Origin of the sequence: Lentzea alba, from assembly GCF_011067745.1 — a bacterium.
Classification (GTDB): domain Bacteria; phylum Actinomycetota; class Actinomycetes; order Mycobacteriales; family Pseudonocardiaceae; genus Lentzea; species Lentzea alba.
In genome coordinates this window covers 169544-180635 of record NZ_JAAMPJ010000011.1, presented here as the reverse complement: position 1 = coordinate 180635, position 11092 = coordinate 169544, and the positions used below count along the sequence as shown (strand labels likewise).

Annotated in this window: 14 protein-coding genes; 9 read left to right on the top strand and 5 right to left on the bottom strand. The window is 68.4% G+C overall.

Annotated elements, in window-relative coordinates; genetic code table 11:
- Positions 1 to 64 precede the first annotated feature (64 nt).
- Positions 65 to 322 carry a GNAT family N-acetyltransferase gene (locus G7043_RS33935; protein WP_390828722.1) on the top strand — a complete coding sequence of 86 codons (258 nt, stop codon included), beginning with the start codon at positions 65 to 67 and terminating at the stop codon, positions 320 to 322.
- Positions 323 to 476: 154 nt separating this feature from the next.
- Here the strand turns inward: G7043_RS33935 and G7043_RS33930 are convergent, their stop codons facing one another.
- Positions 477 to 1133: an SDR family oxidoreductase gene (locus G7043_RS33930; protein ID WP_166052735.1), complete on the bottom strand. Its 657-nt coding sequence runs from the start codon at positions 1131 to 1133 to the stop codon at positions 477 to 479.
- A 79-nt stretch (positions 1134 to 1212) separates the two neighbouring features.
- On the opposite strand from G7043_RS33930, the gene G7043_RS33925 reads away from it, so the two are divergent.
- Both G7043_RS33925 and G7043_RS33920 read left to right on the top strand, forming a co-directional pair.
- Complete coding sequence (locus tag G7043_RS33925) at positions 1213 to 1641, top strand: winged helix-turn-helix transcriptional regulator (RefSeq protein ID WP_166052734.1); 429 nt, start codon at positions 1213 to 1215, stop codon at positions 1639 to 1641.
- Positions 1638 to 1997 carry an Imm63 family immunity protein gene (locus G7043_RS33920; protein ID WP_166052733.1) on the top strand — a complete coding sequence of 120 codons (360 nt, stop codon included), beginning with the start codon at positions 1638 to 1640 and terminating at the stop codon, positions 1995 to 1997. The genes G7043_RS33925 and G7043_RS33920 overlap by 4 nt, the downstream gene beginning before the upstream one ends.
- Here the strand turns inward: G7043_RS33920 and G7043_RS33915 are convergent.
- The gene (locus tag G7043_RS33915) at positions 1990 to 3306 is read right to left on the bottom strand and encodes a hypothetical protein (RefSeq protein ID WP_313888201.1); all 1317 of its coding nucleotides are present in this window, start codon (positions 3304 to 3306) and stop codon (positions 1990 to 1992) included. The two genes, G7043_RS33920 and G7043_RS33915, sit on opposite strands and share 8 nt — an antisense overlap.
- Before the next feature lie 167 nt (positions 3307 to 3473).
- Between G7043_RS33915 and G7043_RS33910 the strand changes: the two genes are divergently transcribed.
- From G7043_RS33910 to G7043_RS33900, 3 genes are read left to right on the top strand one after another with little or no spacing between them, the layout of a single operon-like run.
- A complete protein-coding gene (locus G7043_RS33910) occupies positions 3474 to 3947 on the top strand; it encodes a glycine-rich domain-containing protein (RefSeq protein WP_166052732.1) in 474 nt (157 codons plus the stop codon).
- The gene (locus G7043_RS33905; protein WP_166052731.1) at positions 3947 to 4750 is read left to right on the top strand and encodes a phosphotransferase family protein; all 804 of its coding nucleotides are present in this window, start codon (positions 3947 to 3949) and stop codon (positions 4748 to 4750) included. The genes G7043_RS33910 and G7043_RS33905 overlap by 1 nt, the downstream gene beginning before the upstream one ends.
- 5 nt (positions 4751 to 4755) lie before the next feature.
- Positions 4756 to 5001 (top strand): hypothetical protein, encoded by a 246-nt coding sequence (locus G7043_RS33900; protein WP_166052503.1) that lies wholly within the window; start codon positions 4756 to 4758, stop codon positions 4999 to 5001.
- On the opposite strand, the gene G7043_RS33895 is transcribed toward G7043_RS33900, so the two are convergent.
- Positions 4976 to 5434, bottom strand: coding sequence for a DUF1801 domain-containing protein (locus G7043_RS33895; protein WP_166052730.1), 459 nt, complete (start codon positions 5432 to 5434; stop codon positions 4976 to 4978). The genes G7043_RS33900 and G7043_RS33895 overlap by 26 nt on opposite strands.
- A gap of 76 nt (positions 5435 to 5510) precedes the next feature.
- Between G7043_RS33895 and G7043_RS33890 the strand changes: the two genes are divergently transcribed.
- From G7043_RS33890 to G7043_RS50090, 3 genes are all read left to right on the top strand, one after another.
- A complete protein-coding gene (locus G7043_RS33890) occupies positions 5511 to 6326 on the top strand; it encodes a 3-methyladenine DNA glycosylase (protein ID WP_242643010.1) in 816 nt (271 codons plus the stop codon).
- A gap of 63 nt (positions 6327 to 6389) precedes the next feature.
- Positions 6390 to 8096, top strand: a complete 1707-nt coding sequence (locus G7043_RS33885) for a substrate-binding domain-containing protein (RefSeq protein WP_166052728.1) — start codon at positions 6390 to 6392, stop codon at positions 8094 to 8096.
- A gap of 37 nt (positions 8097 to 8133) precedes the next feature.
- Positions 8134 to 9288 carry a glycosyltransferase gene (locus tag G7043_RS50090; RefSeq protein ID WP_166052727.1) on the top strand — a complete coding sequence of 385 codons (1155 nt, stop codon included), beginning with the start codon at positions 8134 to 8136 and terminating at the stop codon, positions 9286 to 9288.
- Here the strand turns inward: G7043_RS50090 and G7043_RS33875 are convergent.
- Both G7043_RS33875 and G7043_RS33870 read right to left on the bottom strand, forming a co-directional pair.
- Positions 9275 to 10087: an aldo/keto reductase gene (locus G7043_RS33875; protein ID WP_166052726.1), complete on the bottom strand. Its 813-nt coding sequence runs from the start codon at positions 10085 to 10087 to the stop codon at positions 9275 to 9277. The genes G7043_RS50090 and G7043_RS33875 overlap by 14 nt on opposite strands.
- Positions 10075 to 11046: a helix-turn-helix transcriptional regulator gene (locus G7043_RS33870; RefSeq protein ID WP_166052725.1), complete on the bottom strand. Its 972-nt coding sequence runs from the start codon at positions 11044 to 11046 to the stop codon at positions 10075 to 10077. Before G7043_RS33870 ends, G7043_RS33875 begins: the two co-directional genes overlap by 13 nt.
- Positions 11047 to 11092 lie beyond the last annotated feature (46 nt).

The following is an 11092-nucleotide window of genomic DNA, read 5'->3' as shown; positions in this document are numbered from 1 at the left end:
CACCCCGGGGGGGGCGGCGATCGTGGGGGGGCCCGGCGGGCCCCGCCCCGCCCCCCCCGACCTGGTGGAAATCGGCTACTGGCTGCACCCCGGCCACACCGGACGCGGCCACGCCACGTCCGCGGCGGCGGAACTGGTCGAGTTCGCCTTCGCGCTGGACGGCGTGCGCGGCGTCCAGATCTGGCACGACGAAGCCAACATCGCGAGCGGCGGTGTGCCGCGGCGTCTCGGGTTCACCAAGATCGGCCGCCGCACACCGCCGCGCGAACCGGCGTTCGGCAACCGGGTCGGGGTGGACGTGGTGTGGGAGTTGCGGCGCTAGGGCGATGGCGCTGGGGGCGATTTCGGGCTGCGCCATCATGCCGATCCACGAGTGGTTTGAGCGCCGGCGACACGGGCATCAGGCGTGTCCGCGGCACTGTTTCCGGTCTGGCCCCTAGTTCGGAGATCTGCTCACATGTGCGGGGCGGACCGTCTCAAGAGGCCAGTGAGGCCTTCACCGCACGCGTGTTGTCGTCCGCGAGCACCTCGTCGTCACCGTTCTCAATCGCTTGCAGCACCTGGGAAACCACGTCCTCGGGCGTGATCTTGGGCGCGTCGACGCTCGCCGCCATGTCCGTGTCGATGAACCCGGCGTGCACGGCGATGACGTTGGTTCCCTGCTCCTGCAACGCATCCCGCGTCGACTTGGTCAGCGACCACGCCGCCGCCTTCGACGCCGCGTACCCCCGCCAGTCCGCAGAGCCGGTGAACGACGCGACGCTCAACACGTTGACGATCGCACCGCCGCCGTTGGCTTTCAGGATGGGCGCGAACGCGTCCGTCGTCCGGACGATTCCGAAGAAGTTGACCTCGAATTCCGTCCTGATGCTGTCCACGCCCACGCCCGGGACGATCACGCCGGCGTTGTTGACGACGATCGAGACGTCGCCGAGCTCCTTCGCCGCCGCCTCGACGGACGCGTCGTCGGTCACGTCGAGCTGGACCGGGATGACGCCTTCGTCCACAACGGACGCCGGGTTGCGCGCGCCGGCGTAGACCTTCGCCCCGCGCTTCACGAGCTCCCGCGCGAACGCCCGGCCCAGTCCGCGGTTGGCCCCCGTCACGAGCACCACAGCACCGTTGATGTCCATCACTACCTCCTAAGTTGGTTTTCCAAACCGACCCTAGCCGAGTAAGTTGGATTTGCCAACTCACTGATAGGATGGCCACATGGCCCCTCGAACCTGCTCCATGGCGAACGCGTTGGAGGTCGTGGGCGAACGCTGGTCGCTGCTGGCGTTGCGCGAGGTCTTCTTCGGCAACACCCGCTTCGACCAGATCGTCGCGAACACCGGCGCGTCACGTGACGTGCTCGCCGCACGGCTGAAGAAGCTGGTCGCCGCCGGCGTGCTGGAGAAGCACCAGTACTCCGACCACCCGCCACGGCACGAGTACCACCTCACCGACGCGGGGCGTGCGTTGCACAACGTGGTGCTGATGCTCAAGGAATGGGGCGACGCCTACGTGACGCAGGGGCCCCTCCCCCTCGTGTACGAGCACTCGTGCGGTCACGTGCTGGAGGCACGCGTCGTGTGCGCGGCATGCGGCGAAGAGGCCACACCCGAGTCGCTCTCTCCCGCCGCTACCGCGGTGTCATGACAGATCTCGCCGCACGGCTGGAGGCGCTGGGACAGCAGGTCGGCGCCACGTGGATGGTCGGGTTCGAGAACTTCGACGGCGGCCACCCGTTCATCGAGGTCTCCGAGGGGCCGGTGTATCGGCTGGTGGCCTACGAGCGCGGCCGGCGGCTGATGTCCAAGGAGACGCGGAAGCTCGACGAGATCCTGTACTGGGCGCTGTACGAGGTGACGTGGACGATGGCGTACCGCTGGGCCGTGCAGCACCCCGTCGAGGGTAAGGAGACGCGGTTCACGACGTTCCGGCGGCAGGAGGAGTTGCTCGGCACGCTGGACCCGCGATGGGCGGAGCGCGCGCGGGCGTCCCGGCCTACGTGAGGAAGTCGGCGATGCGTTCGTCGAGATCGTTGTGACGGCGGTTGGCGCGGCGCCGCAAGCCCTTCACGCGTTCGACGATCCTGGACGACGACAACGTGCTGATCGCCGCGAGCGCGTCAGCGGTGACTTGGTCGGCCTTCTCGTAGTCGCGAAGCTCCAGGTAGGCGGCGGCGATGTGGATCTGCGTCTTGGCACGCGCCGTGACCCGGTGTTCGGGAAGGGTGTCCAGCGCACGTTCCAGGAGCGCGACGCCCTGCTGGGGACGGCCGGTGTCGCGCAGGCACTGACCGATGTCGGACATCAGGTCGGACGCGCCGTAGAAGCTCAACCAGTCGGGTTCGGTGCCGTCGCGGTCGAACGAGCGTTGGGCGTTGTCGAGCGCGGTCTGGGTGCCTTTGACGTCGCCGAGGAGGGCGAGGCCGCGCGCCTCGATGGCGTGCAGGTAGGCGCCGAGGGCCGGGGTGGCATCGCCGTTGGCGAGCTGGACAGCGGACCTGGCCAGCGCCGCGGCGTGGTGGGGGTCCTGGCCGACGTCGATGGTCACGCGGCTCATCTCGGCGAGGGCGTTGGCGGCGTAGAGCCGGTCGCCTGCCTGAACGGCGAGGTTGAGGGCCTGGGTGTAGTAGCGCTGGCCGAGCGCGTGCCGCCCGCTGTCCACGGTGGTCAGCCCCGCCATCCAGGTCGCCTGCGCCACTGCGGAGAACAGGTCCTGGCGGACCGCGTCGGAGCAACTGCCGTGCAGCGCGGCTCGTGCCTGGTGGTGCACGAAGTGGATGAGCTGCTGGCGAACCGGTCCACCGCCGTGGCGGCGATGCAGTCGTTCGAAGTGGCGAACCGTTTCGAGCAACATCTGGACGTCCGTGTTCCCGACCCGTGCCGTCGCGCGGGCTGGGGTCGCGGTGACCGCGAACCAGGCCGGCTGGGCGAACGCCGCTGCGCTGAAGGCGGTTCCCATGAGGAAGTTCCGCCTGTTGATGTCGCGTCCGGAGAGTTCGACCACGATCTCGATCGTGCCACCCAGACTAGAGGCGCAGGCGAATCCGTCGAACGTGTCGGCGACCGGACTTCGATCAGCGAATCCGCAGTCGTCGACACTCACCTGATAGCCGAGACGCGCTGTCAGCACCTTCGAGACGATCCGGGGCACCGGCCAGCGTGGTTGGGCACCCTCGAGCATCCGTTTGATCGATGTTGTCGTCGTGCCGAGGTGAACGCCTTCCTTCGCTTCCGTCTCGATGACCGCGCGCGCCAGCGCGCAGTTGCTCAGGCCTGCCTCGGCCAGCAACGCACGCAGTCCCACGTTCTCCACATCACTGACGGTAACGCTTCGTTCGCCTCCAAACCTGACCTCCGAACGAAGTGGGACGGAAGTAGGACCCTTGCGACCCAAGTGCTCTCATCAGGGCCGATCGCGTGACTCCCAGTACAGGAACCGGCCCTTTCACTAGTCACATCGGCTTCTGGAGAGGACATCTCATGCACGTTCAGCAACGACAACGCGCTCGCACACTCGTCTCCCCCGCCTTCTTCGAGCGGCTCGTCGCGAGAGTCCGGGCCGACCACGGCTTCGCCCGATCGCTCGCGGAGCGGGTGGTGGACCAGGCGCTCGCGTTCCTCAAGGCGTGCGCGGACAACCGCGGTGTGCCGCTGTCGCCGAGTTGGCACGTGGACGTGGGGTGGCACGCGTTCCTCTTGTACACGCGGGAGTACGCGGAGTTCTGTCATCAGGTGGCGGGTCGCTTCATCCACCACGTGCCGACCGACGGGCCGAGCAGTCCCCCGAAAGTGGACATGGTCGACACGGTCGCGGCGATCATCGCGTCCGGCTACGACGTCGATGTCGAACTGTGGGAAGGTCCCGGCCGGTGCGACACCGACAAGTGCCACGGGTGCGCCAGCGGTTGTCACGACGACCCACCGCCGATTCCGCCCTACCGAGGAGCCGCCTGATGCGCTGGGAAGACCTGCCCGCTGAGGTCCGGGACGCGATCGCGCGCCGGGTCGGCGGGGTCACCGCGGCCGAGCGGGTCACCGGTGGCGTCAACTCCGACTTCACCGCCAGGCTCGACACCGGGAGCGGCCGGTTCTTCTGCAAGGCCACCAGCGCGGCCAGCCGCACGGCGTGGATGCTGCGCAACGAGCTCGCGGTTCATCCGCACCTGCCGGACGTCGCTCCCGCGTTGCACTGGCACGTCGACACGGGCGACTGGCTGGTGCTGGGCTTCGAGCACGTCGACGGACGTCATCCGGACTTCCACGCCGGGTCGCCGGACATCGCGCCGCTGATCGAGACCGTCCAAGACCTGCATGCGACGCTCACGCCGTGTCCGGCGAAGGTGGCGGGCTTCGCGGAGCACTGGCGGCAGCTGTCCGCGTGGCAGCGCATCGACCCCGATGACGTCGATCCGTGGACCCGGCAGCACGTCGACCGGTTCCGGGAGATGGAGCAGAAGGCGCTCGACCTCGCCGAGGGCGACACGTTGCTGCACACCGATCTGCATCCGTTGAACGTGCTGGTGAGCGACCGTCCGCGCATCGTGGACTGGGCGTGGGCGCGCAAGGGGCAGCCGTGGGTCGACCGGGCGTTCCTGCATCTTCGGTTGGTGCTCGCGGGGCACGAGCCGCACGACGACGAGGTGCCGGACGAGTTCGTGGTGGCGGTCTACGGCGTGTGGTTGCACAACGCCCAGCGGGGCAAGCCGCGTGGGCTGGCGGACGTTGCGCGGCGGTGGGCTCGGTACCGAGTAGGTTGATCGCCATGAGTGAGGACGACGAGGACGAGTTCGCCGAGGACGACGAGTTCGAGGACGAGGAAGACGTCGACGACCTCTTCGCCGTCACGCCCGAGCCGCGCACGGTCTGCCACCTGTGCGGGGGTGCGAGCTACATCGCCGCGCCCACGCTCGCGATCATCGGTGGGGCGCCGCGGACCGTCGACAACGGGCGGGAGTGCCCGCACTGCAACGGCGCGCGGACGTTCAACGGACTCGTGCCGCCCCTTTAGTGCGGTGCTCGTCGTGCCAGTCGAGGAACTCGGGCACCGACAGGCGGGCCACCTCCTCGCCGATGATGTCCAGGGCCAGGTTCGAGGCTCGTTTGAAGCGCACGCAGGATTTGCCCATGTCGAGCTTCTTGCCGGTGGCGGCCCACCTGGTGCGGAACGACTCCTCGAACTCGTCCATCACCGTGGTCAGGTAGACGGCGCAATAGTTCTTCTGGGCGGCCAGGGCCGCGTACATGAGCGGCTGCTTGTTGTACGTCGGGCCGCTCACCTCCAGCGGCACGGCGTAGGTGATCAGTCCCCAGCCCATGACCTCGACGTAGCCGGCGGGGAGGTTGGCGAGGATGACGTCGCGCACAGTGCTGACCTCGGCACGCTGCTCATCGGTCAGTTCGGCGAGGTACTCGGCGACCGTGGAGGCCTGGCTCTTCACCATGCGCGTACGGTAATCGCTCGTGGAGGTCCTGACCCGAGCCGAATGGCACCAATTGCGCGACGAGCACATCGCGCGCATGCGCCGGTTCACCGGACCTCATCAGGAGCGGAAGCTTCGCAAAGAGAAGCACCCGGTCATGGACTTCCTCTTCACGTACTACAGCCATCGGCCCGTGCGGCTCGAACGGTGGCATCCGGGTCCGGGCGTCGTCTTGGAGGACGCGGCCGAGTACCTGGAGTTTCCGCACTACAAGGCCACCGCGGACGGTGTCACGCTCGACGTCGAGAGCTTCTTCGCGCAGCGTGAGAAGACGCTGGAGTTCGTGCGGGCGTTGCTCACGGCGACGCTGAGCCGACCGGCGCGGCTGGGGTGCTTCGGGCTCCACGAGTGGGCGATGGTCTACCGGCAGCAGCCCGAGGAGGTCCGGCACAACGCGTGGCCGTTGCGGCTCGGCAGTGACGGGACCGACCAGGTGGTGGAGGCCAGCCGGATCCAGTGCGGGCACTTCGACGCCTTCCGGTTCTTCACCCAACCGGCGCGGCCGCGGAACACGCTGCAGCCCACGCGTGAGGACCAGGTCGCGAACGAGCAGCCGGGGTGCTTGCACGCGAACATGGATCTGTTCAAATGGGCGTACAAGCTGGAACCCGCGACGCCGTCGGACCTGGTGGCCGACTGCTTCGAACTGGCCGCTGACGTGCGCGAGCTCGACATGCAGGCTTCGCCCTACGACCTGGCGAAACTCGGCTACCAGCCGGTGCGGATCGAGTCTGCCGAGGGCCGTTCGGAGTACGCGCGCAGGCAGGCCGAGTTCGCCGAACGGGCGCGACCGTTGCGAGACCGGCTCGTTTTCGTGTGCCAGTCGATACTTACAGTGACTTCACTTCGCTGACGGAGTTCACCTGTTAGCGTGACTGGCGGTCGTCGGGGGCCGCTGAGTAGTTGTGAGGGATCGATGTCTCGACACCGCGCCCTGCGGGCGAAGGTGAAGCGTGGAATCGCCAAGTGGCCCGTGCTCATCGTCGTGTTCGTGGTGCTGATCGGCCTCGGCTGGCTCGTCTTGTCGTGGGCCGGCGGGGTGCTCGACAGGCGTTCCCAGGCTCTCGCGCAGAACTGCAGCGAGGGCGACTCAGTGCTGCGCGTCGCCGCGACCCCGAGTGTCGCGGAATCTGTCGCAGAGGTCGCACGCGCGTACAGCAAGACACGGCCCGTTGTTTACGACCACTGCATCGCGATCGAAGTGACTTCCGCGGACTCCTCAGCGGTGCTGGAAGGCCTGACCACGAACTGGGACGAGAACAAGCTCGGCAAGCGTCCACACGCGTGGCTTCCTGACTCGACGTTGTGGGCTAACCGGCTGTCGGCGTTGAACGCCAAACTCGTCGGTGCGGCGCCCAAGTCCGTCGGCACCTCGCCCGTGCTGCTGGCCGCCCCCGAAGCGGCCGCGCCCGTGCTGAAGGACTTCCGCTGGACGGACATGCCCGAGGTCACCGACTGGAGCAAGTTCGGCCAGTCCTGGGGACGGTTCAGCGTCGCGATGCCCGACCCGGCCACCAACACGGCGTCCGCGCTGGCGATCCAGTCGGCACTGGCCGGCGGCAAGGGTCCCGTCACGCCGGAGACCCTCGGTTCGGACGCCGCGAAGGCGTCGCTGACGAAGCTCGCGGCCGCGGTGCCGCCGGAGGTTCCGCCGACGACGCGCGATGCGTTGGCGCGCTTGGGTGACAGCGCGACGGTCAACGCGGCGGGCTTCTCCGTCACGCCGGTGTCCGAAGTGGACCTGTTCAAGCACAACACGGGCAAGGAAGCCCCCTCGAAACCGCTCGTCGGCGTGCTGCCCGCCGGACCGGCTCCGGTCGCCGACTTCCCGTACGTGGCACTGGGCGGCTCCGTGGTCGGCGAAACCGAACAGCGTGCGGCGCAGGCGTTCCGCGAGTTCATGACCGAACCCGCGCAGCAGATCATCCTGGCGCGCGGCGGCCTGCGCGTCGAGTCCACTCAGGACCGTCCGTCACCGTCGCCCGGCGTTTCCTGGGCTCCCGTCACGGAGAACCTGGTGGCCGCCGACGCGACGACCACGCAGCAGATCTCCTCGGCCTGGGCGTCCGCGGACCGCGGCGGGCAGGTCGTCACCGTGCTCGCGGACGTCTCCACGTCGATGAAACCCCGGCTGGACAAGGTGAAGGCGGCACTGCGCGGCCAGATCGACAGATCGGTGTCGGGGTCGTTCGGACTGTGGGAGTTCGCCCGCGACCTCGACGGCTCGAAGCCCTACAAGCAACTGGTCGGAACCGGGCCGGTGACGGAGAAGCGCGAGGCGTTGCGCAAGGCCGTCGACAACCTCAAGACCACCGAGGGCTCACAGCTCTACAGCGCGCTGGCGGCCTGCTACGAGGCGGCGCACGACGGGTTCGTCGCCGGGCGGGTGAACCGGGTCGTGGTGATCACCGACGGTTCGTCGGACGGCGGGATCGACCTGGCGGCGCTGAAGTCCCAGCTGCACGGGACGGACCTGGCGATCAGCTTCATCGCGATCGGCGGCGACGTGGACAAGGCGGCGCTGACCGACATCGCGCAGACCACCGGCGGGTCGGTGTCCGTGGTGGAGAACGTGGACGGGATCGACGCGGCGCTGGGGCAGGCGCTGTCGACGAAGGCCTGACGGGAACCCCCACCAGGGCGGCATCGTTCGACCTGGCGTGGGGGAACCGAGAATCCTGGTCGCGTCCATGCCGTTCGCAGGCCACGTCGGCGCACTGGCCGCGGTGTCGAACGAGCTGGTCAGGCGCGGTCACGACGTCGTGGTGCACACGGGCGCGAAGTACCAGGGCAAGTTCGAGGGCGCCGAGTGGCTGCCGTGGCAGCACGCGCCGGACTTCGACGACGCCCACCTCGCGCAAACGTTTCCGAGCATCGGCGACGGCAAGGGCATGCGGGCGAACTTCGCCAACGTCCGGGACGTGCTGGTCGGCACCGGCGCCGCGCAGGCACGCGATGTCCTGGAAGCGGACTTCGACCTGGTCGTGACCGATCACCTGGCGTTCGGGGCCGCGATGGGCGCCGAGCTCAGGCAGGTGCCGTGGGTGACGGTCGCGGTGACACCGCTGGTCGTCAGCCGGCCGCTCGCCCGGCTGGTGTCGAGGCTGATCGTGGACGGCATGTTCAACCGGATGCGCGCGGAGGTCGGGCTCAAGCCGAAGGCAGCAGCGCTGGAGGCCTTCTACTCACCGGAACTCGTGCTGGCACAAGGGGTGCGGAACCTGGAGACCGTCCAGGCGCCGCGGCAGGTCGAGTTCGTCGGACGGTTGATCAGCCCGGCCAAGCCGACCGGTCTGCCGCGGTGGTGGAGCGATCTCGACGGACGCACCGTCGTGCACGTGACCCAGGGGACGCTGGAGACCGGCGCGGACGACCTGCTCAAGCCCGCGATCGAGCAACTCGCTGACCACGACGCCCTGGTCGTCGCCACGACCGGAGGCGCGCCGATCGACACCTTGGGCGCGCTGCCGGACAACGTGCGCGCGGCCGAGTTCATCCCGCACGACCTGCTGCTCCCGCGGACCGACGTGATGATCACCAACGGCGGGTGGGGCGGGGTGCTGGCGGCTCTCGAAGCGGGCGTGCCGATGGTGGTGGTGCCGGGAGAGTTGGACAAGAAGCAGGTGGCGCGCCGGGTCGAACTGGCGGGCGCCGGCATCGTCCGGAGGAAGCCGGCCAAACTCGCACAGGCCGTGGAGCAGGTGCTGGCTCAGCCGAGCCACCGGGAACGTGCCCGTGAGCTGGGAGAACAGCTCAAGGCGGCCGGTGGCGCGACCAAGGCGGCGGATCTCGTCGAACGGCTCAAGCGGCGTTGAAGCGGTCGGGGTCCGGGCCGGTGCGGGTGCCGTTGTCGAGTTCGGCGATCACCGTCATGTCGTCCTGGGCCAGTTCGAAGTCGAAGATGTCGATGTTCTCCTTGATCCGGTACGGCGTGACGGACTTCGGGATCACGACGTTGCCGAGCTGAACGTGCCAGCGCAGCACGATCTGGGCCGGGGTCTGGTCGTACTTCTCGGCCAGCCCGGCGATCTCCACGCGGCCCAGCAGAGTGCCCTGGGCCAGTGGCGACCACGCCTCGGTGACGATGCGGTGTGCACTGTGGACCTTGCGCAGCTCTTCCTGCTGCAGCAACGGATGCAGCTCGATCTGGTTCACCGCGGGGACCGTCGGGAACTCGTCGAGCAGGCGCTGCAGGTGTCGCCGGTGGAAGTTGGAGACGCCGATCGCCCGGACCCGGCCGTCGGCGTAGAGCTGTTCCAACGCGCGCCAGGTCTCCGCGTACAGGTCGCGCGAGGGAGTGGGCCAGTGGATGAGGTACAGGTCGAGCACGTCGCGGCGCAGCCGTCGCATGCTCTCGTCGAACGCGCGCAGCGTCGAGTCGTAGCCCTGGTCGGAGTTCCACAGCTTGGTCGTGATGAACAGGTCGGGGACGCCCGCGATGGCGTCGCCGACCCCGGACTCGTTGTAGTAGGCGGCCGCCGTGTCGATGCTTCGGTAGCCGGCTTCGATCGCCGTCGTGACCGCACCGGCCACCTGGTCCTCCGGCACCTGGTAGACGCCGAAGCCGAGTTGAGGGATCCGTACTCCGTTGTTCAACGAGATCAGCGGAACCATGCGCGTAGCTTCGCATCGTTGTAGACGTCCTGCATCGCCTTCACCGTCTCGATGAGTTCGCGTCTCAACTCGCCAGGCGCGACCACCTCGACGTCCGCACCGAATTTGAGCAGGTCAGCGAGGGCGTGCCGGGTCGACTCGGTCGGGAATCCGAACTCCTCCCCCGGCTGCGGCGCGGTCTCCCGGATGACCCGCGCCTGGTACCCCCTGAGCAGGTACTGGGACTTGTCGAGGCCTGCTCGTGTCATGCGGACAGTGATGCGCTCGCCGTACATGCGGGCCTCGAACTGCTCCGACCACTCCGTCCAATACCGCGCGAGGTCGAAGTCCCCGGGCCGTTCGAACGTCTCCGGCAAAACCTCCAACGCCAGCACGCGGGAGACCCGATAGGTGCGGCCGCTGCCGACGAAGTACCAGGTGCCGGCCTTCAGCACGAGCCCGTACGGGTCGACCTCGCGTTGCACGGTCTGGTTGCCCCAACGCTGGTAGCTCATCCGCACGCGCCGTTGCTCCCACACGGCGTCGGCGATCGTCGCGAGATACGAGGTGGGTTCGTCGCCGCGGAACCACGTCGGGGTGTCGAGGTGGAACCGCTGCCGGATCTGCTCGGCCCGCGTCCGCAGCTCGGTCGGCAGCGCGGCGAGCAGCTTGAGCTGGGCCGCGGCAGCGAACTCCTTGAGCCCCAGCTCCTCGGCGGGACCGGGGAGTCCGGCCAGGAACAGCGACTGGGCCTCCGCGCCCGTCAGACCGGTCAGGCGCGTGCGGTAGCCGTCGACCAGCTGGTAACCGCCGGTGGGGCCGCGGTCGGCGTAGACGGGGATGCCGGCAGCGCTCAGCGACTCGATGTCGCGGTAGATCGTGCGCGGCGAGACCTCCAGTTCGGAGGCCAGTTCGTCCGCCGTCATCCGGCCCCTCGACTGCAGGAGCAGGAGGACTTGGATGAGCCTGCTGGATTTCACGGACCAAACCTGACACGAACTGTCAGGAACAGCCAGCAGAGTGGTC